This is a genomic window from Chitinophaga polysaccharea (assembly GCF_007829335.1).
Classification (GTDB): Bacteria; Bacteroidota; Bacteroidia; order Chitinophagales; family Chitinophagaceae; genus Chitinophaga; species Chitinophaga polysaccharea_B.
On the sequence record NZ_VIWO01000012.1, the window covers coordinates 139,919 to 163,499 of the forward strand.

20 protein-coding genes are annotated in these 23,581 nt (G+C 40.5%); 4 read left to right on the forward strand and 16 right to left on the reverse strand.

Going from position 1 to position 23,581, the window contains the following annotated elements; translation table 11 throughout:
- Positions 1-54: 54 nt before the first annotated feature.
- The 8 genes from FHW36_RS28050 to FHW36_RS28085 all read right to left on the reverse strand — a co-directional run bounded on the left by FHW36_RS28050 (position 55) and on the right by FHW36_RS28085 (position 12,858).
- A complete protein-coding gene (locus tag FHW36_RS28050) occupies positions 55-468 on the reverse strand; it encodes an LIC_13387 family protein (RefSeq protein ID WP_145674315.1) in 414 nt (137 codons plus the stop codon).
- Between the two features lie 3 nt (positions 469-471).
- Positions 472-1,167 (reverse strand): class I SAM-dependent methyltransferase, encoded by a 696-nt coding sequence (locus tag FHW36_RS28055; RefSeq protein ID WP_145674317.1) that lies wholly within the window; start codon positions 1,165-1,167, stop codon positions 472-474.
- A gap of 58 nt (positions 1,168-1,225) precedes the next feature.
- The gene (locus FHW36_RS28060; RefSeq protein ID WP_145674323.1) at positions 1,226-1,795 is read right to left on the reverse strand and encodes a Crp/Fnr family transcriptional regulator; all 570 of its coding nucleotides are present in this window, start codon (positions 1,793-1,795) and stop codon (positions 1,226-1,228) included.
- Between the two features lie 137 nt (positions 1,796-1,932).
- On the reverse strand, positions 1,933-3,912 hold the full coding sequence (locus FHW36_RS28065; protein ID WP_145674329.1) for a SusD/RagB family nutrient-binding outer membrane lipoprotein: 1,980 nt from the start codon (positions 3,910-3,912) through the stop codon (positions 1,933-1,935).
- A gap of 11 nt (positions 3,913-3,923) precedes the next feature.
- Positions 3,924-7,259: a SusC/RagA family TonB-linked outer membrane protein gene (locus tag FHW36_RS28070; protein WP_186452644.1), complete on the reverse strand. Its 3,336-nt coding sequence runs from the start codon at positions 7,257-7,259 to the stop codon at positions 3,924-3,926.
- 837 nt (positions 7,260-8,096) lie between these two features.
- A complete protein-coding gene (locus tag FHW36_RS28075) occupies positions 8,097-10,973 on the reverse strand; it encodes a DUF5107 domain-containing protein (protein ID WP_145674343.1) in 2,877 nt (958 codons plus the stop codon).
- A gap of 177 nt (positions 10,974-11,150) precedes the next feature.
- Positions 11,151-12,002 (reverse strand): VOC family protein, encoded by an 852-nt coding sequence (locus tag FHW36_RS28080; protein WP_145674348.1) that lies wholly within the window; start codon positions 12,000-12,002, stop codon positions 11,151-11,153.
- Between the two features lie 61 nt (positions 12,003-12,063).
- Positions 12,064-12,858: a helix-turn-helix domain-containing protein gene (locus FHW36_RS28085; protein WP_145674350.1), complete on the reverse strand. Its 795-nt coding sequence runs from the start codon at positions 12,856-12,858 to the stop codon at positions 12,064-12,066.
- Positions 12,859-13,326: 468 nt separating this feature from the next.
- Between FHW36_RS28085 and FHW36_RS28090 the strand changes: the two genes are divergently transcribed.
- Positions 13,327-14,061: a DUF4262 domain-containing protein gene (locus FHW36_RS28090; protein ID WP_145674354.1), complete on the forward strand. Its 735-nt coding sequence runs from the start codon at positions 13,327-13,329 to the stop codon at positions 14,059-14,061.
- Between the two features lie 159 nt (positions 14,062-14,220).
- Here the strand turns inward: FHW36_RS28090 and FHW36_RS28095 are convergent, their stop codons facing one another.
- The 4 genes from FHW36_RS28095 to FHW36_RS28110 form a co-directional block, all read right to left on the reverse strand.
- Positions 14,221-14,970, reverse strand: a complete 750-nt coding sequence (locus FHW36_RS28095; RefSeq protein WP_145674361.1) for a hypothetical protein — start codon at positions 14,968-14,970, stop codon at positions 14,221-14,223.
- 140 nt (positions 14,971-15,110) lie between these two features.
- Entirely contained in the window at positions 15,111-15,503 is a 393-nt protein-coding gene (locus FHW36_RS28100; RefSeq protein WP_222429206.1) for a hypothetical protein, read from the reverse strand.
- Positions 15,504-15,508: 5 nt separating this feature from the next.
- Positions 15,509-16,168, reverse strand: a complete 660-nt coding sequence (locus tag FHW36_RS28105; RefSeq protein ID WP_145674366.1) for a hypothetical protein — start codon at positions 16,166-16,168, stop codon at positions 15,509-15,511.
- Between the two features lie 1,472 nt (positions 16,169-17,640).
- The gene (locus tag FHW36_RS28110; RefSeq protein ID WP_145674370.1) at positions 17,641-18,015 is read right to left on the reverse strand and encodes a helix-turn-helix domain-containing protein; all 375 of its coding nucleotides are present in this window, start codon (positions 18,013-18,015) and stop codon (positions 17,641-17,643) included.
- Between the two features lie 113 nt (positions 18,016-18,128).
- On the opposite strand from FHW36_RS28110, the gene FHW36_RS28115 reads away from it, so the two are divergent.
- Positions 18,129-18,791, forward strand: a complete 663-nt coding sequence (locus FHW36_RS28115) for a hypothetical protein (protein WP_145674371.1) — start codon at positions 18,129-18,131, stop codon at positions 18,789-18,791.
- 381 nt (positions 18,792-19,172) lie between these two features.
- Here FHW36_RS28115 and FHW36_RS28120 read toward each other — a convergent pair whose 3' ends face one another.
- Entirely contained in the window at positions 19,173-19,469 is a 297-nt protein-coding gene (locus FHW36_RS28120; protein ID WP_145674372.1) for a hypothetical protein, read from the reverse strand.
- Positions 19,470-19,762: 293 nt separating this feature from the next.
- Here FHW36_RS28120 and FHW36_RS28125 point away from each other — a divergent pair, with 293 nt between their 5' ends.
- The gene (locus FHW36_RS28125) at positions 19,763-20,119 is read left to right on the forward strand and encodes a hypothetical protein (RefSeq protein WP_145674374.1); all 357 of its coding nucleotides are present in this window, start codon (positions 19,763-19,765) and stop codon (positions 20,117-20,119) included.
- A gap of 106 nt (positions 20,120-20,225) precedes the next feature.
- Here FHW36_RS28125 and FHW36_RS31105 read toward each other — a convergent pair whose 3' ends face one another.
- The 3 genes from FHW36_RS31105 to FHW36_RS31110 form a co-directional block, all read right to left on the reverse strand.
- Positions 20,226-20,405 carry a helix-turn-helix domain-containing protein gene (locus FHW36_RS31105; protein WP_145674459.1) on the reverse strand — a complete coding sequence of 60 codons (180 nt, stop codon included), beginning with the start codon at positions 20,403-20,405 and terminating at the stop codon, positions 20,226-20,228.
- A gap of 119 nt (positions 20,406-20,524) precedes the next feature.
- Positions 20,525-21,667 (reverse strand): site-specific integrase, encoded by a 1,143-nt coding sequence (locus FHW36_RS28135; RefSeq protein WP_145674380.1) that lies wholly within the window; start codon positions 21,665-21,667, stop codon positions 20,525-20,527.
- 818 nt (positions 21,668-22,485) lie between these two features.
- Entirely contained in the window at positions 22,486-22,722 is a 237-nt protein-coding gene (locus tag FHW36_RS31110; protein WP_186452645.1) for a helix-turn-helix domain-containing protein, read from the reverse strand.
- A 278-nt stretch (positions 22,723-23,000) separates the two neighbouring features.
- On the opposite strand from FHW36_RS31110, the gene FHW36_RS28145 reads away from it, so the two are divergent.
- Positions 23,001-23,387, forward strand: coding sequence for a hypothetical protein (locus FHW36_RS28145; RefSeq protein ID WP_145674384.1), 387 nt, complete (start codon positions 23,001-23,003; stop codon positions 23,385-23,387).
- Positions 23,388-23,581 lie beyond the last annotated feature (194 nt).

A 23,581-nucleotide genomic window follows, 5' to 3' on the forward strand; every position in this document is an offset into this window, starting at 1 on the left:
AAATATATCCCGTCCTGGAATGGTTTTACTATTGCAGGACGGGATCATTACCCGCTATATAAACATCTGTATATAAGCAGTTATAAAAGCCCCCCATGCCACACTCAGCATTACCAATACAACCCTAAGCCAGTACCTCCATGCCACCCACACATAAAACCCTACCGTAAGTATTGTTAATAACAGCAAAAATTGATTGGACCTCAAAAAAGTAAAACAGTTCAGCGCCAGGTAAAAGTTCACGATTCCGATAAAAGCAATACCGCTACTATGTGTGGCATTGAATCCTATCCATGATTTCCACATCATCAGTTTTTCTGAAATCAGTAGCGAAGCATCTTTCATTTCTTCTATCAGTTTTTCATTGCGGGGAAACAATTTATTGGTCCACAGCGTAGCACGGAGGTGAGAAAGGCCCATCAGTCCGATAATGGCCGACCCTGTCTCCCAGAGATATTGAGCTATCATAGATTAATATATTTTCTGTCCATAAATAAACAACACACTTCCTACCCGATAACTTTGCACCTGTAACTGCTCACTGTCAAATAGCGCCAGGGTTTGCCGTTCAGACCAAATTTCGCCGAATTCACCGATAGTACGGAACAGCAACATAAAAACACGACCGATGATCTTCTCGCCTGTCATGGTGTAACAATAGAACCTTCCCCCCTTTTTCAACACCCGCAGGATTTCATTAACAAAATCCTGCTTATTGTCAAAAAGGTGAATAGTTCCAAAGCTGCAAATGGTATCGAAAGTATTGTCGGCAAAGGGCAGATCAAAGGCATTGCCCTGTAATAAACTGATGTGAGTGGGCAGGATACCCTTTTCTCCCAATAGCCGGGACTGAGCTATCTTCAACATTTCTAGTGATCTGTCGAAAAGCGTACAATGATTGGGGGTAGTGCTATATAATAGCGCTGTTTGCGCCAGGCCGCCACAACCGATGTCCAGCACTGTTCCACGCGAATGCAGGATAGCCTCTGCGGCGAATCTTTGTAACTCTCCTCTACTGCAATCCCAAATAGTCCGGTTGAACATTTCGGTGCCTACCAGGCGTTCATAATACTTTGCTTTGTTATCATACCTGGCTCCTTTAATATTTTCCAGAGATGTATAAATTCCCTGGCCGCTTATCAACTTAAATTTATGTGAATAGCTCATCTCCCCTGTTGTTCCTGCAAAATTAGCGGACAACCTGCTCCCGAAAAATGAACCTGGGTTAAGAAATGCGTTTCCGGATCCTGCTCAGTGCCTGGGGTGTAATACCGATGTAGGATGCCAGGTATTTCTGGGGCACCTGCTGCAATAAGTGAGGGGCTTTATGAAAGAGGTCGAGATAACGCTCTTCGGCAGATTTTAAGAGAAAGGAAAGCTCCCTTTCCGATTTCAGTAAAAGTAGCTGTTCTGTGGCCAGCCGCCCTATTCTTTCCACGATCTTCAACCGGCTGTACATCTCCTGCAAATCGTCATAATGGATGCGCCACAGGGTCGTTTCGGCCAGTGTTTCACCATAATAGAGGGAAGGTTTACGGGTATAAAAAGAGCTGAAGACGGTCATAAACCAGCCTTCAAATGAAAAGCCGATAGTAGTATCGTTGCCTTCCTTATCTTCTATATAAAAACGCAGCAATCCCTGATCAACAAATGTCAGGTAGTTTTCCGTTTCTCCGGCTTTCAGGTAAAAGGTTTTCGCAGGGTAAATTTTCTGCTCAAAACGGGAAGAGAAAAGCAGCCAGTCTTCGTCGGAGATAGCTACCTGTTTCAAGAGGAATTGATGCATGAGTTGCATAGTACGTCATATTATACAATGAAGATAAGCGCTAAAATTCGGACCAGGTAATTTCCGGAGGGTGTACTAAAACAACAAAGCCGCCCAAAGGCGGCTTTATTGTTGTCTTCACTTTTCTACTAAACTATTGCCACGCTCTATTCTAATACATTCTTCCATTTGGTAGTACGACCGGTAAACCATACAGGAAGATCCGGGTTATTAGTAGGACTAATAATGGACCAACCTTCCGGATCAGCAGCCTGAACGCTACTTGGATAAGTCATTCTTTCTTTCCACTTGTATACATCATACATAGCAGCCGGATTGGTACCCAGGTATTTAATTAACCTACGAGCAGCGGTATAGGGCACTTCAAAGTTCAACATATTGTAGTGCAGTTGAAGCTGGTTGAAAATTGCCTGAACCTTCTGCGTGCTTGACATGGCATCAAATTTCTGTGCTGCATTTTCTGCATAAACACTTGCATTATACTCCATGGCAGGCTTGGCATTGATTCTTGCATCATCCATGGTGGTTGGCATGGCCGGTAAAGTTGTCTTGGAATATTGGTTCGAGTTATTCAGGTCATACCAATATTTGCAGGATAAGATAATCGCATTCTTATAGTGATCGCGGGCAGCACCATTCAGCTGACCGAAACCTCTTACTGCTGCTTCAGCCAGTGACAGCTCGGTTTCAACCGCATGGATGGTTGGATATTTTAGTGCAAAGTTAAATTGCGCGCGAACATTGTACTCAGCAACCAGGTTGCTTGCTGTACCTACGTTTCCATCATTGTCATCGCCATTGGCAACGGCACTGCGAAGTGCATTTAACAGGAATGACTCCCGCTTACTCAGATCTGCTTTTGACGCTGCATCCAATTGGATGGACTTATTTACGCCGTAGTATAAGGTTGTTTTGGAAATATCGGTCAAAATAGGATCGTTGATATAGAAGCCACGCAAAACCTGGTTTAAATAACTATTTGGATCCTTATTGCCATCCCATTTTGTATCAGCCCCCAGGTATCTGCCACTCCAGTCCGGAGCGAAGATATAAGCAACACGTGGGTCAACAGTACCATTTACTAAACCTGCTGCGGAATTATCACCGCTAAAATAGGATAGCGTTTGTCCGTTTACCACTTTACTGCCTACGGTTGGTTGACAATTCATCACGTCCTGCAGGAATTTCTTTCCGGCGCGGCAATCAAGCCCTCTTTCCCTGAACGCACGTGTAATACCTAATTCATTACAAATACGGTTCAGTGCAATAACAGCGATGTCGGCTACGCCAGCCACGTCGTTATAGTCGCTCATTAAAGGCTTGCCTTGCAACTCGGTAAGCACCTGCCGGGTAAGTGTAGGGGTAACCTCACTTACATTCATTGCACAACGCAATCTTAATGAATTAACATACTTACGCCATTTCAGGATATTTCCTCCAAAAAGGATATCCTGTTGGTTGAATGCTGCCTGCTGGGTAGGTGTCAGCGTTATCGTTGCTAACGCGTCATCGGCAGCTTTGAAATCACTGATTATTTTCGGATAGATATCTGATTGGCCCAGGTATTTCGCTTTAACACCATCAAGTCCGCCCGCTGACCCTGTTTCAATGTACGGAACCTTATCGTACATGTCGGTTGCTCTCTGGTAAGCATAACCTTTTAAAACATGCATTAAGGTAATGTATAGGCTATCTAAATTGGTTCGTTTAGCTTGTGGTGTGTTATTGTATTCACGTTGTGCCCAGAGTATGGGTGTAATCCATTGCGTATTAACGAAGTTAAAAATAGATTCGTTAAAACCGCCGGTACCCCAGTCATGTTCAACATCTTTGAGCGCGTAAGCGCCCCCTTCGGTAGTGGTGTTATAAATCTGGACAGCACTGGCCGTAATCCTCTCTCCGCTTCTTACCTGGTGGTAAACAGAACCATAGTCACCAGTCAGGAAGAATCCCTGGGTTAGCTGAGACGTGAAGAATCCGGAGATAACGCTTACTCCCGCTTTATCAGCCATATCTTTCGAATACCCATCAGGATTTTGATATAAGTCCTCCAGTTTCTTCTTACATGCTACAGAGGACAGTAACAACGTAAGTACGAAAAATGATTTTATTTTGCTGTATTTCATCTTAGTTGTTTTTAGAATTTAGTTTTGATAGAAATACCTATTGAACGCTGAGCAGGCAATGCAGTTGTTCCGTAGGAACCTACGCCCCAACCTGTTCCGTTGGTTGATTCAGGTATTGAATTCGGAGCAGCTTTGTAAAGGTAACCTACATTGTTTGCAAAAACCGATACTACCAGGTTGCTCATACGTACCTTGCGGGCAATACTTGAGCTCAAAGTGTAGTCGATAGCTACGTTACGCAGTGCTACGTAATCACTTTTAAAGATCCTGTCTTCAGGGAAGAAGCCATTAGAAAAATAAGAGTCGTAGTAATAGCTATCTGCAGATACCACTTTTGTGTTTGGTTTGCCATCCGCGGTAACGCCATCCAATATCACACCGTCGTGGAAGGTTGGTCCGCCATTAGGGTTTGTACCTGCCACTTTGTTAGAATTTGCATCTAAATAATACGCAGCCCCGCCATGTGCCTCATCTCTATACTTCAATGTTTCTTTCAACGCACCGGCAGCCATCATATAAGTTTCCGAACCTGACAGGAAAGTAGCGCCAAACTGGTAGTCTAAATTGGCAATGAGGCGAACATTTTTGTAGGCAAAAGAAGTGAAAAATCCGCCTGATATGTCAGGAATTGTTTTGCCGATCAATTTTGCAGTACTCTGGTAGTCATAGGCAGAACCAGCAGCATTTACAACTTTCTTGCCATTGGCCGGATCATTGGCATTATTTGGATTGTTGTAAGTATAAGTTGACTTAGTCAGGTAAATCTGGCCATATTCCTCTCCAATATTCGCCACTGTATTCACTGCACCGAAGGAATTCCACAAGGTGAGAGATTGTAACTTGCCATCAAGTTTCTTAACAACGGTTTTGCCGCGGGCAAACATTAAATTGACATCCCACTCAAAATCTTTCGTCAAGATTGGTTTGGTTTTAATAGCCAGTTCCCATCCCGTGCTCATCACATTACCAGCGTTCATACGGATATTTTTAACACCCATTCCCGGAGGAGCAGCTACCGCCATGATCTGGTCATAGATATTGGATCTGTAGTAAGATAAATCTACACCAATTCTTCTGTTTTGGAATAGGTAAGTTTCAAGACCGAGTTCGAATTCACGTTTACGCTCAGGTTTTAAGTTTGGCTTACCATTGGCATCCATTGGAGGAAGATCAGCAGGAGGAGTCAACACGTAACCACCACCAGTTTGAGAGGTAGTATAGTTCACGTTACTGAAATAGCGTGGGCCAGGACGACCTACTGTAGCAAATGATCCCCTCACTTTGGCATATTCGAACACGGCAGGTAATTTAAAGCTTTCGCTTAAGATCCACGCCGCACTTATACCAGGATAGAAATAATGATTATATCCCGGAGGCAAAATAGATGACCAGTCTTCTCTTCCCTGTGCTTCAATATACACCTGGTTTCTCCATGCTAACTGTGCTGATCCAATTAAACTATACAGCAAATCCTGTCCGTTTGTAAACTGGTACTGAGGTTGTACGCCTAATGGTAAGTTATTAAAGGAGAAATAGTTAGGAATAACAAGCTGTCCATAACCATTCACGGATGCACCTTTTCCTTCTGTGTAGTTCTTTCTGACTACACCACCCACAAAACCAGATAAATCAAAATCAGAATTTATTTTGGTATCGAAGTTCAACATGCCCTGTCCATAGGTAGTCTTGTAGGTGTTGGTTACATCACTGTACATGAAACCACTATTAGGCCCTAATAACTGGGGATCCAATAATTTACCTTTATACTCATTTCTCTCCGTACTGTAATCCATACCACCCATTAATGTGGCGCTGAATATCTTGGTGAGTTTTATATCAGCAGATAAAGACTGGATATTATGTAACCTGGTAAAAATAGATTGATTCTCGAGCTGATCCCAGAGAAAGCCTACTACTCCCTTCCGGCCATTGGAAATTAAGTTTCTCAGGCTAGGGTTGGCAAAGTAATTATACCCGTCAGGTGTCAGTAAATGCGACTTTAACAAGCCTACATTGATATCGGCACTAAATGCTCCAATTTCCGCCTGCTGACCTTCTCCGTTCATGGTACTCAGGTTGGCAGCATTCAGGTTTTTGGATATAAAAAAGTTGCCGGTATATTTAAGGGTGATGTTATCGTTTAACTTATAAGATGAGTTAAGGCTAAACGTATTTTTGTCAAACCTTGACCCTGGCCTGATGGGGGTCATATTTGTGTTAGTGTATGAAAAACGGATCTGTCCCTGGTCATTACCGCCACTTAAAGCCACGTTGGTGGTGTTTTGATGCCCTGTTTGGTAAAGATCATTGTAGATATTTTTGGTTTGCGCCACCCATGGTCTTTCTACACCGTCCCACCACATCACTTTCACGCTTGGGTCGAATTTTGGTCCAAATGCCTGTGCACCAGTACCATCGCCCAATGTAGTGGCCAATGTCCTTTTTCCATCCACCAAATAATATCCCTGCGCATCATTCCTGGAGTTGCTGGGGCTGGAACCTGTTCCATATTCATTTTGCAGTTTAGGCAGGAACGCCGCACGATCCCATGAAGTGGTAAAAGACGCTGCCACTCCCAGTCCTTTTCCTTTAGCACCGCTTTTGGTAGTAATCAACAGCACACCGTTGGCGCCTTCGCTACCGTACAGTACCGATGCCTTAGCTCCTTTCAAAATTTCCATAGAGGCAATGTCATCAGGGTTGATATCGTTAATACCTGTTCCGTTATCGCGATCTGTAGCACCGTAACCCATTTGCGTATTCTGGTCGTGAATGGGAACCCCATCTACAACGATCAGCGGACGTGTGGTAGAATTTTGGTCGAAAGATACCGCATTACGAATATTGATTTTCATCCCCGCAGTAGGACCTGCTGCTGTAGCTCCCACCTGCACGCCAGGTGCGGCCCCATAGAGTGCCTGTAAAGGATTGGAGGGTGTACCGCTGACCATAATCCTGTCGGCATCTATTTTGGATACCGCATAACCTAACGCCTTCGCTTGTTTTTTGATACCCAAGGCCGTAACTACCACCTCATCAGCAGTTCGAACACTTGGAACCAATTTTACCTGCATAGAAGCGGTGGCGGGCAATTCCTGGGTAACAAACCCAATATAAGAAATGACCAGTTTTGCATCTGGTTTAACATTGATGGTAAAATTACCTCCCTTGCCGGTCAGCACTCCGTTGGACGTTCCTTTTTCGCCCACGGTAGCACCTTCAAGAACTGCGCCGGTAGCGTCCTTGACAGTTCCTGAAACCGTCATTTTTCCCTGCCCATAGGCAAACATGCTTCCTATGCAAAAGAGCATAAAAAGCAAGAGACATCTTTTGGTTGACTGCATCATTTTTTTGTTTTTAAATTGAATAGAACTTATTTGGTATAGATTATAAGTGGAAAAGTATACTTGGCTGAAATCACCGAAGGTGCTCAGCTTGTTCATGGTTTCAGCACTATAGCCTGGAACGCCGTTACCCGCTCGCCTACGCAATTCAATTCCTGCTGCTGATAATGGCCGGATTTATAGGAGTACCGTTTTATGTGTTTAGTACTCATACTTTTGATTAATATTTTTCTGCAAAGCGGTAGCTGTTGCGCTATTCATAACATAAATGCCAATATTCAGGTGGCTTGATTTACTGAAATGGAATAAAGGTATCTTGCCTGCAAGGCATCACTCATTGCTTGACAACGCTACTTTGTGATAGAAACATTTTGACGTACATATGCTTACGAATGACAAGTGATTGATAAAAACGCCCGATTTAGTAAAATTCTGGTTGATTGCTTAAAAACAATCTAATCCTTTTAATTGTTGTGATCCTGATTGAATTTATAGTTTAGGAAATAAATTGTTGTAGGTTGATATACCTTGTATGAAACAGGCTATCAGTTTTCTATAAAACGTTTTAGCTTTTCCAAAATGACGAAACGACTCGCATGTCCTCCGGTCCTAACGCTTTTTTTCCTCTTCTCAAACCTAGTCAAAGTTTTTTTAGTCGCCCAACTTTTTGAAAACTTTTTTAAAGAAATGTTAAAATAAGATCATTATTTAATAAAATAAAATCAAAAACGCTTGTTAACCAGCGATTTCTCACTATTTTATAAGATATGGCGACCGGCCAAACGAGGCTCGTTAAACCTCGTTTGTACCTGTGAGGATTTATTCAGCAAAAATGGGGTTTTACATTGCTTCAATAGCTTGTTGCAGCTCCGCAGGAACGGTATGCTTACCGCCCGCTACTACTTCATCCAGTGCGTCTTCCTGCTGTTCATGACGTTCCGAAGGATAGGGTGCGCCGGCTCCCAGGTGCAATGGCCATAACCGCGCCTCCGCGATCTTTTGCCGGGCAATGCCATAGCGCTGCTTTCCAATAGCATCTATAGCGAGTAATAATTTCACTTTGCGATACAACCGTTGCCCTTCCATAGCGCCTTCATAAGGCAACACCCTGCTATCGGCCAAAGCCCTTTCTGCTGCCGCATACTGCTTATTTAAAACCAGGCAGCGTATATACAACATGCCAATAATATAATTCTCCGGCGTACGGCGATGATATGTAGTAATCAGTCCAAGGGCCTTATCATATGATTTTTCGGCTACCTGTTGTTCCGTCAACATTTTTCCATAACGCCATTCCTCTGGCGCTATCTGCGCAGCCCGCGCCAGATCGGCATGTCGTTGTGCAGCATCTTCCGGGGCGTATAGGCGTGCACGTAAGGCATACATAGGTGCGAAATGCACAGACGCCGGAACGGCCTTTAATAGCTTCATGGCTTCCACACTGTCATTCCGGAAGAGGTAGATCAGTGCCAGGTAATACGACGGCTTCCAGTTGCGACTATACGCCATAGCCCATTGCATCACCGGCACACTTTCCTCCCGGAATGGAAATACCATCATGGCGCTGCTGCTATCTGCCGCAGCGATATAGTGCGATACATCGGCATCTCCCTGGTGCAGGTAAGCTTTCCAGTAAAGGATTTCTGACTGCGCGGGCGCCAGGTCCAGCAAAATACGGGCGTCATCCGTCAGGCCCATTTCGCTGTACCACGCAGCCATTTCCAGGTAGGTTTCATGCGGCAACTCATTCCGCAACTGCAAGCGGAAAGCCGCTTTGTGGGCTTCATCTTTATGCTGAAGGTATTGCTCAAAATGGGCAAAATGACATAAGGGATCGATCGTGAGCAGGCTATCACATGCTGCCCTGGCCTCCTCCAGCTTACCAGAACGGCGGCTGGCAACTGCCCGCAATAATAGTCCACTGATGTTCCGGCTATTATCCACGCAACTTTTCACAGCATAAGCAATGGCTTTCTCCCCGTCATTTTTTTGCAGGTACATTTTTGATAGTGCGGTATAGGCAGCGCTGCGGAACGAGGGCGTAAGCGCCGCTACCTCCAACCCGTCCAGCGCATCATAAAACCGGCCCAGCTTTGCTGCAGCGAGGGCATAGTGATAATTGGCACCGGCATCGTAAGTATCAATAGAGAGCGCTAGTTTAGCGCAATAGAAAGCGGAATCGTACTGCAACTTACGGTAGTGGATAAACGACATTTCTGTCAAAGCAGGAACAAAATATGGATCTATGTCGAGAGCTTGCCTGATCTTACTTTCTCCGCCGGCATAGTCCCTGAACCGTAGCTGGTCGCGCCCCATCAGGTAAAGACCATATGCTCCCTGCTCATTGAATCCTTCCGGCCGCGCCAGCGGGCGTTCCAGTGCTACCGGTGTTGCAGTGCCGTCGGGCGAAGTCTCCATATCTCTCAATACAATCTTCACTGCACGTGCACCCTCTGGCAGCGGACATACATAGCGCGCTGTCTGCAAAGGTTGCAGTTGCACCGCCTGGTGGTACAAGAGGTGATTGTTGGCATCATATACTTTCAAAGTATCTATAAGAGATACCACAGGCGAAAACACTACCGACAATTCACTACCGGCTTGTTTAGCATGTATTACGCCCTGCAAGCTGGCATCCGTAAAGCCATCGGTGCCACTGAAAGGATACCAGTATTCTTCCCAGCTGTCGGTTGCATAAGGCTGAAAGCCGGTCTGGCGGAATGGCGTATGACTACTACCTACAACATTCTGGTTGAAGAGGCGCCCACTCTGTATCTCGCAATACTGGCCGCTCTTGTCAGTCAGCAACTGTTCCCATATCTTCCCCTGGTCCGACAGTGCCCACAGAAAGATCTTTTTACCCAGCTTGTCTTCCCGGCTGGCGTAACGGATCATACCGGCATCCTGCTGTTTCCAGTAAGCACCGAAATAATTACTGTGCACACCCAGCACATGGAACGATTTATCTGCCCCGAAATCATTCTGCGCATATAACGACAGCTGCTTTCCGTGAGCACTGTCGACCGGCCATGGTCCTGGTTTTCCATCATGCCCGATATAATGATTGCCCGGATACAGGAATTCCAGGTCATTTCCCACAGGAATACCTACATTCGACCAGGAATAATAAGGTTGTACAAAAGGCGTAGCATTGTGCCAGGTGGAGCGGGTTGTGAAATAAGCTTTATCAGCAGGCAGGCGTATCTCAACGGTCCATTTAGTACGCGTAAGCAGGTCCAGTGTGCTGATAAAGCAACTGGCGCTGCCGTCGCTGTTTTTACGCACCAGGTAATCCACCGGCGTGGCACAGTTAGGCGTATGGCCGATGATCCCGTAATTGGATTCTATTCCACCACTTGTCCAGGGCCCTCGCATGGCAATATCCCGGAACTTCACCACGTCATTTTCATAGAGGAAAGATTTCCCCGTTTGTTTGTCAATGGCTGTCCATATCTTTCCTCCTATCTCTGGCATAATCATCAGGCGGATATAATCATTTTCGAGTTCTACTACCTTCCAATCTTGCTGCTGTGACTTATCGGTGAAGCCGTCGTACCGAAAGTACGGGTATATCCGCTGCCCAGCCACGGGATCGGGATCGGAAAACGGGTATGTCTTATAGCTCTTTTTATACTCTTTTATAGATGCTATATGCTGCGCTGTCGCAAATAAAGGCAGTAACGCGAATAAAAGTATCCGACGGGTGAGAAGAAGCATGCCTTGCTGATTTTGGTGATAACCAAATTAGGCTGTTTTAAAGACATTGTCAATAGGATAGCTGAATTTCCCTTCTCTACAATGAGAAGTAATCCCAAATTAGGTGACAGCCAGCCAGGCGGCAATGCTTATAAAGCAAAGCCACCGGGCCTTAGTTGCTTTGGCTTTTATCAAGATTTACTGAAGCGTTGCCTGTATAATCTGTTCAATGTCAAATTTTCGCATTTGCATAAATGCCTGGGCTGCCTTACCGGCCTTATTGGGATCGGTCATTAATTTTCCGAGAATAGTAGGTATTACCTGCCAGGAAACCCCAAATTTATCTTTTAACCAGCCACACCTGCTTTCAGCACCGCTCTCGGTTAATTTTTCCCAATAGTGATCTATTTCTTGTTGCGTGTTGCAATGGATCGTTAGGGAAACGCCTTCGTTAAACGCAAATTTGTGAGCATGTGCACTTTCCATTAACATGAACTTCTGCCCACCAAGGGTTATCACAGCATGCTTTACTTTTCCCTCAATGTCGGGCTGCTCATTTTGTGAGTAACGGAGTATCCCATCTGTTGCTGAATCCGGGAATATCGAAGTATAGTGCTGGATAGCCTCTTCCACACGGCCATACTGATCTCCAACGAACATCAAAAAAGGAGTGATCTTTTGCCCAACTGCTGCTATTGTCCCCAGGCTAATCTGCCATGAAATACCAAACCGGTCACTCACCCAGCCGTATTTTTCACTCCAGGGATACTTATCCAAAGGCATCAATATAAAGCCGCCGCTGGATAATTCCTCCCAGATACTGTCTAATTCTGCTTCTGTTTCACAGATGTAATACAATGAAATGGATGGGTTGGGTCTGTACATAGGACCTCCATCCAGTAACGTGATATGTTGTCCGCCTATTTCTATTTCGGTAACAATAGGCGATTGCATTACTATTTTTGCGCCGGGAATTATCTTGCAATACAAAGCGGCGGCTTCTTTTGCCTGGTTATCGAACCATAAGCAAGGCGTGATTAGTTCTTTCATACATTTAAATTTTATGTAAAGGTGAACCAGCCACCCAATGTGGCATTGTATAAAACCGACATTATTTTTTCTTTAACCCAAATTGCAAGTAGTCATTGGGCGTAGTTGCAGTGAATTCCTTAAAAGAACGGATATAATGGCTCTGATCGAAATAACCGTTGGCATATGCTACGTCAGTCAATTTATCGAACTGGCCAGACTTTAACTGGTAAAAAGCCAACTGGAACTGACAGATCCGCCGGTATTCACCGGCCGTTATTCCTACATATTTTTTAAAGATCCGTTGAAAGGTTCTTTCTGTGAGATTGAGTTCCTGCAGCATCTGAGCCAACACATCAGCGTCAGGGTTTTCCAACATTTTGTCGGTAGCATATCGGATGATCGCACATTCCCGACGATTGGCGGTAACCTGGGAGAGAATAAACTGATGTAGAATCTCTACTTTTTCTGTTGTTGACGAAGCATAAGCTAGCTGAATGTTCAATGCCATTGTTTTTTGTGGATTCCAACAATTCAGCTCGATGGGTTCATTTTTTAGTTGCTGGGCAGATAGCTTAAAAACCGGACCAATGGCAAATGGTTTGAAGAAAAATGCGATCAGGGATGCGCTTCCCCATTCTGCCCATCTTTCTGTTGGAACGGTCTTTCCGAACAGTGACAGGCGATTTTCCTTATTTTGTGATGTACATAATAAAGCAGACATGCCGTTGGTAAATATTGGCAAATCTTCCGGCTGAGGGGGATCGGAACTTTCAAGAATTAAGACGGTTTGAACAGCGTCTTTTAATACCGGGTCTATTTTATTATACCATTGTTGCATATAGAAATCAATCGTAACCTTTAATAATCCGGACACGTTATTATCCGTTTTATTCACTCTGGTATCTATACTTGACAACTAAAAATAGGACAATAGATGACGCAAATGTGGAACTTCCGAATTTCTTCATAGTTAACTATTGATCAGCCTATTTTATTTTATATATATTATTAATACATTCATTAATAGTGAACTTTCCCTTCTGGAATAAAAGGCCCGTCTGGTTTTGAGTAAGCTAAATGGTATCCCTTATCTGGCCTCACATCAATTCTTAAATCGCTATGACCCTATGTGCAGATACACCATATACGTTCTTTTGACCTCACCCGGACCCGAAAGGGAACATCCTTGACTTGTTCGAAGGTTGTCATCGTCTATAGGTTAACTTATTGATTAGATACTTGAATATACTAAATAAGGGGGATATTTGGAAGATATGGGAGGAGCCAATATTTTAGCATTACCCAAATAAAATATAACTAATAAACAGTAAAATCATAACCCTTGACTCAAGACCCACTCGACCACGGCCCCATCTCCCGTGAAGAAATACAAAATAAAATTGATCAATATGGATGCTATACCGTCTTGGTAGAACCTGACGAGTACTTGCCAGGATACGCGTATACAATTGGATTGTATCAAAAATTCAACCATCCGGAAATTATCTGTTTTGGTTTATCAACAAACTCATTAGGGGATTTGTTAAATAATGCCTGCGTGTCAATAAGTAATAACAGCCCCTTAAATACAGACATATTTTATGATGAGTTTATAAAAAATTATCCTGTACAGTTCCTGTCAGTAGATAAATCATACCATTCTGATTATATGGCGATAGGTAATATTTTCTATCGTACTGCTAACTATCCTTCATTACAAATGGTATGGCCCGATAAACAATCATTGTTTCCGTGGGAGCAAGGATTTAATCCTAACTTGAAATTTAAGCAACCTCTTCTTGACAGAAATACAGATTTCAAGTTTTATGAGGAAAGAAACGCGGGCGTATATACGACCAGCCACGTTCTGAAGGGCAAGCTTATTTTATACGTTTATCATAATGACGATGGTGCCTGGCAGTTTCATAGCGAGCAAGAACCCAATTTTACAGATACTAAATTGGTAAGCCTGGAACAAATAACAAAAATTGACCCGTCAATAAATGAACTTTACCATTTGTCTTTCGGACAAAAAGCCTGGCGCGAATCCTCTAATCATCCCTGGGATTGGAAGTAATATCTGGAAAACTATATCCTTTGTAGGATTCAATCAACTGTTCCGAAATTCCAAACAGTTGATTGAATTCAAATAAATTGATTCGATCAAAAACTGCATTGAGCCTTAAATATCAAATTTGTTCAATACAAACGCATAAACTCTGAAAGAGTTTCAATTTTAAAATCTAACTCCAGCTCCCAATTGCAAATTCAGCGATGCCAGCGAGTAATGCTTCCTCGCCGAGGTTAAATTTGATAATTCCGGCCAGTTAGGATAATAGCTGTATTTCATCGTTGGCGCCGCACCGAAGTAATTGACGTCAGACAGTAAATAGACTTTTTTGCTTAATTTATAACTCAAAGCCAGCGAAACGTCATAGCAGAATGTTATCGGTAACTTTTCTTTGTCTTTAATAAAACCCCCTCTTGGACCGGATAAAGATGGAGAATCATATGCATATCTAAATCCAGGTACACTTGTTTTGCAGATACCCACTGATAACATCGGTGTAAATTCAAACTTAGAATTAGACGAAAATAGAATAGAATAATATACACCAGGCATTACCTTAAATACCTTCCAACTTTCGGTCTTAACATTTACGATCATTTGATCTGTACCTTGCTTTTTTATTTCATTCATCAGATACGCTTCATCTTGTTTATTTATTGATCCACCAATCATTAAGGAAATACCAAGTGATTTTTTTAACTGATACTTTATCAGGACATCAGCAGAAAATCCGGTTAATGCGTTACCTGAAGTATCATGAGGGGAAGCTGAAAATGATTTATGGGCAAAACGTCCCATTGGAATAGCAACACCTGCTTTAAGCTGCACTGAAAACTTTCCATTTGGATGCTGAGTCTGTGAAAAGCATGAAACAGACACAACAAACAGCGATAAAAGGACTAAAAACTTCTTCATAATATGGTTGACTATATTATTTATACATTAGTGTAGACGGTAATCGCATTTTTATACTGTGTTCAAAATTTTTGCGGAATTTCCAAAACTATTCAATAGACCCTATAACCGATAACTGAAATTCGACAAACTGGCATCTGCTACCATTTTTCAAAGTCCGTTCCCTTTAACCAATAGTCATAAAAATCAATCATTTCATTTATTCCCTTTTTCTTAAGAAGATACTCCTTCGTTTCTACCTGATGATTTTCTCTACGTAAATTCAATTCCTTCATTTCCTGCCTCTTCAAGTGTCGTTTTTTGACGTTTTCATAATGCTCAAAGATTTTCTCCTGGGCCTCGATATACTCTTTGCTTGACAGTAACCCCTCAAGGTCTGGCTGATTCCATTTAAATATATAGTCAATATCAAATTCAAGGTCTTCCTTTAAGGCCATTTTATATATCTGGGAATCATGCCAGCTCATAACTTCAAAATCCTCCTCTGTCCAAATACTCTTTTCTAGTTCATAAGACATACCTATCATACTCATAATTATTAGATCATTTTCTTCTCTTTATCAATTTTTCGGAGTCTGTCAATCCAAATTCTAGTCATGGCATTTCCAATGCCTGCAAATTCATTAATCGAAAACTCATCAGTTTTTGCATTATTGCACCAATAGCAACAAAGAGCCACATTATCCTTTGTATACGGTAAAAAGGGATCTTTCCTATCTAATTCCATTGTCCTCCCCCTTGTAAGATGGCGCTTAGTCCTGATCCAGCCATGTTCCGCCAGTTCTTCAATTTCAGATTCAAGAACCTTACAATAGGTGCAAGACCGATCAATTTCATCAGCACCATAGAATTTAATGAATTCCTCTTTTGAAAAGAAATGCTGTTCCTGAAAGACCTTCTCTAATGCAGACGTGTGCTGAGTATTTTTGTCATACCAATTCTTATACAATTTATCCAGCTCCCCAATTTTAATATGGGGATAATGCGGTACAACAAGTGAGGAAGGCATCTGGTGGCAACGCCCGTATAAATCATACATTTCTTTCTGAATAGAAAGCTTAATCAGTTCATCAATGTTGGGCTCTGGAATAGCCGGATTCTGTATAAAAAAATGGAACAAGCGAATATTAATGAAATTCTCAAAGGCCCGTTTTCGTATTTCGTTATATTTCCTTTGGGCAATATTTGTTTGGGGCATACTATTGCTTTATAGTAATAGAATTAACAAGTTGTTGCATTTTTAGCAACAACTCAATTTACAAATTAATAACTTCTCCGCTATATAGCCTTTGCATTTAAAATGACAACAAGCACCTGAGCAATATACCGGATTCAATTTCATTTTTAAATGCGATCTGGATACAATCCAATCGTTTTACAGTATATTTTATCAAAATAATCTGTTTTACAGTAGACCAAATTCGTTTTACAATAAAATCGAACACCTGAAAAGCTTGGTCAAGACTATCTGAGGCAAATTGATTAAGTGTTTACTTTTTTCTGGTGTTTACGAATCGTAAACACCAGAAAAAAGTAAACAAACATAAAATTCGGGAATTCCGAATTTCTTAGCTTCCATAGGACTTTCTTCCTCTCACCAATCAGACATCTGAACTATTTCCAAAACGGAAATAGTTAACCGTTCGGAAATTCCGAACAGTTCAAACTAACTCTTAAAAACCTTCTGCTGCATATACCAGGTAACATATTCATCCACTGAACAATCCAAACCATTCTCCAGTCCCTTTACCCAATCCACGATATCCACACAATGCTCGGAGGGCTTCCTATTGCATTTAAAGAGTCGTATAGTCAACAATGTAATATATCAACCCCCACCTACTACCGGTAGATGCGACCATCTTATAAAATAGTAAATAATACGAAAGTTGAAATTCTGCAAAGCTTCTCAAACGCCGAGAAATATATGATTCAGAAAGTTCTTGATGATGTATTTAAAGCATTTTTTGACTTCTATGCAGAAGTCCGGAAATCCATTGAATAATAACATCTCACATATAAATATGTATTTAGCCTAATCCCATTAGGCTTTTTTTATGCTTAATCGATTTGATGTAGCATAACACTAAAAACGGGTTTGACATGATAAAACACGCTTACGATCAGCAAGAATACATATTCAAGGATAAAGGGCTATGAGCACAATGTTACTGTATTAAGTCTTGCCAATAAAACAGGATTTTTTCACCAAGATGATTGTAGTCTTTTCTATCTCCAATACTGCCTTAGCTATCCTACAATGCACAACGAAAATTCTCACACCTTATTAGCAGAACCATGACAAACGAAGAATGTCTTTCGCAGGCATACAGCGATTTAAAAGACAAGCATATTATGTTGAAGCGCTATTGTAATCACTTAAATGCGCTCCGAATGCAGACAGAAGTACATCAATTACAAAAACGACATGAGGACTTAAAAAGGCAGTACAACGCCTTGCAAATAAAATATAAGGAAGTCTATCAGAAATATATTGAAACAAACGATCAACTCAATCGGTTTTTGAATAAAAACCATGATACGCTGTTCTAAAGTGTAAACATGGATATTTTTCGATTTTTCATCTTTCCGGTACGATCAGCCTTAAAATATATTTGAATCGAAAATAACACGATTTCTCACAGCAAAAGACGCATTTCTGATAAGCAGCTATGAAGAAGCCGCCAGCTTCATTTTAATTTCTACCCGATCAAATAAATGCTTTTTACCCAGCCGACTACTTGTAATAATTCCGTCTTTTAGCCATCTACGAAGCGTTAGAGGACTGATATTAAGCAACTGCGCTGCTTCTTTAAGATTTAAGAGCAGTTTATCTTCCAGTGTATGCCAGGAAATAGCTGTTGACAAAATAGTTGGCTGTACACTTACGTCATGTATAGCGGATTTCAGCTTTTCCTCCCGCTTCGCCTGTTTATACGCTTTTCTATTGCAGGCATGGGAGCAATACCGGGTAAGCATCGTTTTAGCGATAAACTCCTGTTGGCAATGCTGGCAAACCTTATTCAGTCGTATATTGCTGCTCATTGTACATTTTCGATTTTTAGGTTCCTATATAAACTGATAAAGACCTCAATTTTTATGTAGAAAACAATCGATAATTTTAAATATTATTTGATTCTCTAAAATAAAATATAAGTATGCGTCGCAAAAAAAGGGGGTACTTTGAGCTACTTAATGAGGCATTAAAGAAATATCAATATGCAATAAATTTTCTCACTATTGTAATTGGCTTTAGCGGCTTAATCCTTACTTTTTCCCAGATTATATCCTCAAATATTGCACTCAAACAAAGCATATACACATTCCAGGGAGAGCAATATCCTATATTATCATTTAAACTTCATGATAAAAGCAATGGTTTATTTAAGGTGGATAACATAATCCCTGGTGATATGTTATTTCAATTTGCAAATGTTTACTGGCATCCACTTTTAAAAAATGAAGTAAGTAACCCAAGAATACGCATTCACGACAAAACATGGTTTGTAACTCCTATGACAACATACTTATCCTATAAATACAATTTTGATTCATTGTTTATTAAGTATAACAAGACCGATTATCTCACTTGCGAAATGCCTGTGGCACTAGGTATAAATTATGTGAAATATGGCGAGTCAAGATTGATTTACGCCATTTATGACTTAGAATTTACTGTCCAAAGAAATATAGATGATAATCTTCCAAAATATAAGGTTGAGCCACTGGGCGTATATTTATTGAGGTACTTGAAACCCGAAACAGATATAGATAAAGCACTGCTTGAAAGCGATCTTATTAGCGTTGTTCCTGATCACTAATCAGAAGAGGCAAAATGTATCATTGCGTATCATACCGTATCGTTTGAGTATCATTACGTATCATTCCACCCCCGGATTCATGACACGAATTCCCAAACTTTTCCATTAGTAACCAACATCACAACAAGAAAACGATAATTAAAGGCAAAGAAAGCACTACCATTAGCAGGCAAAACCCGCTACCATAGCACTAAAGGCAAGAAAAAGTATATTAAAGGAAACTATCTTACTTCCCGATACAGAAACGGCCCGCGGGTGTTATGTCGCCTGTTATTTCGCGGGTTTCAGGGGAAATAAAAGTGGGGGGGTGAATGAATCGTAACAAAACTGTGAACAGATTTCCATCACATACTATTATTAATAATACTTAACTAAGCGATTTCACTCTCTTATGTCAATATCAAAATGAAGTCGAATAAAATGTGTAACGTGGTTACTGGCATCTGAAATAACATCCATAGTGCCCTTCGTTAATTCATTTTGATCAGCCCCCTCCAATAGGCATTGTTGCATATATTTATTTACATCCTGGATTAGATCACCTTTGAAGGCTTGAAACTTTAGTTTCAAATCATTTATATTTAAATCTCTCTTGGGCTCATTCTCTGCAATAAAATCCTGAACCACCTTATTGGCAACTAATGTCATTTTGCTTATGCAATAGGCAACTTTATCCATATAATATTTATATATAAGCCACTAAATTATAATTAATTCTGCTGAATTTAAAGTATTTGATTTCACTTTATTCAAAGACTACATAAAATTCTGTTACTGGAAACTACTTCAAATCGAAGTTTTGTGTTATTCAACAATAACTATCATAGTTTTAATAAGATAATGCAATAAGGATAATTAAAAATTACATATGTAACACATTAAATTATAAAATCAAACGCAATATACTTATCTATCCTTAACAAATGACTTGACTATACATTGCAGGTATACCTTTGTGAAAAACAAGGTGTATGAAAAAGCAAATTATCAAATCAGTGCTGATTGAAACTGCAAAGGCTACTGGAAAAATCCGCTATTATCAAGTTTTACAGGCAATCGGGTTTGAGTACAGCAAAGAAAATCTGAAATTGCTTGAACCAGTTTTAACCGCTATTGGCAAAGAAGAATTTGCTGCTGGTAGACCTTTAATAAACGGTTTGGTTGTAAACCCAGAAGGCATCCCTGGTAAGCGATTCTTTGTTAACTACTGGAAACTAACAAACCAACATGGTAATCTACATGATCATAAAAAGATGGCAGAGATATACGAACGAATTAAAAATCAATGCATTGACTATTACAAACGCGAATATATCGACGCCAATTAAAGACTGCATTATTTAATATGGGAAGGCAAACTATCGCACCTTCCCATATTTTAATAATTCTACATTAAATACCTTCAGGCGGCTGTCATAATAGATGTTTGATTCCTTATCGGCAATCAATGGACTCAACTGAATTCTGTTTCAGAAGTGAAACCACATCTTCAATATCAAAATAAATCAACTTGCCAAAAGGACGGTAAAACTTGATTTTCCCTGAAGAAGTCAATTTATATGCATAGCTTTTAGCAATACCTGTATAGCTACAAAACTCTTCAAGTGTGAGCATCTTTTTATTCAAAAGAAGGCTCCTTTTAATTTCACGTAATTCGTGCAATATATCAACCACGTTGCATGTATATTAATTGAAACGGTCTGCATTTACGATCTTTTTAATGGTAAAACTGATTATTTATTAGAAGTTAATAGCGGAATCTTATTCGCCGCCTCAATTTTTCTTTTGTTTATGACCTTGCCATATATTTCAGTAGTTTTCAGGTTTTTATGTCCAAGCAGCTTTGAAACAGTATATATATCGGTATTCATACTCAGCTGTAAGGTCGCAAAACTATAACGTGCACAATGAAAGGTAATCTTCTTATTAATTCCGGCAGCACTTACCCATTCCCGCAGTTTTACATTGTGCCATGCACTATATTGTAGACCTTCAAACACTCTGCCATCATCAATACGTTTTTCTTCAAGCAGTTCTACCGCCTGCTCGTGGATAGGCAACGTTTCCGCGCTTTTTGTTTTCTTCTGAGTGAACTGTATACACCAACCATCAGCTTCGCTGTATTGAATATTATTCCATCTCAGGGCGTGTATATCAGAAAACCGAAGGCCAGTGAGTGCACTAAATAAAAATGCTTGCTTCAAGATCGGCACATCGCATTCCGTATTCATAAGTACTTGCAATTCTTCAAAAATTAGATACTGCCGATGTGTTTCAGCCGCTTTAATGCCTTTTACTCTCGTTACTGGATTTTCACGCAGAAGCTTTTTGATATGTGCTTCTTTAATCGCAGCTTTAACTTTCGTATAATATGAGAGTGCTGTATTTACAGCCAACTTCCTTTCTTTATTTCCGCGTCTGGCCTTAGTGGTTAACAGATATTCTTTAAACCGTTCAAGAAACATTTCATTCACCTGGTCCATGATAATGTCTTTACCATTGGAAAAAGCAAGAAGGTGCTTATATGCGCTATCCCAACAACCTTTATTACCTTCAGAATCAGTCTTCGTTTCCATCACTTTTTTGAAAAATCCAATAAAGCTGGTTTTCCCTAATATTGGGCTGATAAATCCGTGCTGGCTGCTATTAGCTACTAGTATCTTTTTGGCTTTTATCGTTTCGGCGAGAAGTGTAGTTTGCTTATTATGATCTCTTTCTAGCTGTGTTCGGGGCTTTTCATAAAGATAAAGGTTCAGAAATTCATACTCACGTGGTTGATGAGGGCCATAATGATAAGCAAGGTATAAACTTGTCTTACGGACTTTCCCACTTTCTTCGGAAATAGTGCTTTTACGCTTCAGCAGATAAATCTTCATGTTTAGTCGTTTTTCTGGTTACGAATTATAACACGACTTTCAGCTGACTTTTTCGTTCAAACAACATGAAATGCATTCCATGCGTAGGTTTAAATAGTAGATATTAATTACCGCACTTCCTTTACTTCGGAAGTAATCACGAGAATAGGAAAGAAAAGGAAGTATTTAAATTTACCGTTGCATTATGCAATTTTTCGATTCAAAATGCTTTCCGGTATCATCCATCCGAAAATCTATTTCAAACGAAAAAAAAATGGTTTACGACATTAAAAAAACAGCATTCAAGATTATGCTGCGAATCATGGTAATGAATCTGCAAAAGGGGAGATTAGATTTCTATGGGCAGCCATTTTCAACAAAAAAAATCGAGTGTGCTCTTGTTTTTTTTACTTTTTTTTCGTTTTTTTTATTTTAAAAATCTAAAAAGAGTCATAAATAAGAATACAAGTATTCTTATTTATTCCTAGAGAGGGAAACAAGTATAGCTACGCTATCCTCATTTCCCTTTCTTTATTACTAGTATATACTCTATATAATTAGTAGTAAAAAAAGAAGAGGAATGAAGTATGAACACGAAGTGTGAATACTTTATTCCTTAGCACCAAACGAAAAAATTTTCGCTATACACTTTCTCGTTTGAGTATATCTCGTGTAAAACAGAATATGCCATTTCTTACTGTTGCATAACGCGATTTTCCGATTTCAAATACGTTTCCGGTATCATTCATCCCAAAATCCGTTTGAAGCAAAAAAAACGCGTTGACATCTTTAAAAAACGACATTCAGTATTCAAGAGGTGAACTCATTTCACATTTGAATCAGAACTTAAAGTTGAGAAGTTCATGCGGGGCTACCTCCAAAGCCTTTGACAAGGCTAACAACGTGGAAATCGTAGTATTGATCTTCCCCGTCTCAATTCTATACACTTGCATCACTTCAATCTCAGCATAGGCAGCAACCGTCTCTCTCGACAACTTTTTTGCGTTGCGGAGCTGTTTAACATGCTTACCAAAGGCGTCTATGTATGCTTGATTTCTTACATTACCCACGGCCACGAAGATGCCGTTATATCATACATGTTACCATAACATATATGATATGTTTTAAGAATTTACCATATATTAGCGACGGATATTTGCTATACGATAAATGCGTGATTTTACTGTTGTCAAAATGATAATTACAGTGGAACTTTAATTAATAAATAATTGACAATCAATTAAATAACTTCAAATCCATTAACCATGAAACAAAAAAAGCGAGTATCATCTATTACTGTCTGCTTGCTAATAATAGGCTCTTCTCATATGCGCAAACTGGCCCCCAAACTTACATGTCTGATTACCGAGTTTCTGCTCAAAATGATAAAATTGTATACAGATTAACCGAACTAGCTAGAATAGTCATTACTGCCCCTCCACCAGAAGATAACAACGATTTCACACGCGGTCCCATTGGGCTTGTGTATGTCACATCGGCGAGTTTAACCGGGCCGTTTACTATAAAGTACATGAAGAAAACAAATGAAAAAGACGGACCAACGTTTTGGTACGTCGTAGTAAACAATAATGCAGTCTTCGATGTAATTAAAGTGTGTAATCTAAAGAAAGCAACAACTGTAAAAGGTAAAGTGTGCACTACTGACATTATTTTATCAAAATATGGTGGTGAAAACTACCCTCAGTTTGAAACACATTTTCTTTCACAAAAAATCAATTAGTGATTGTTGTACTACCAAAATCATAAAATTCAATCTCCGACATGGCAAACTGTTATTTATGCGGCCAGCGTAACGCCGATTACCGGCGCACCGTCAACACCGGATCATCCGTAGGGACTTATTACGGTAAACGCAGCACATCAACCAGTACAAGAAAATATTACGGACTTCGGAGTTTATGCGATAAATGCGCA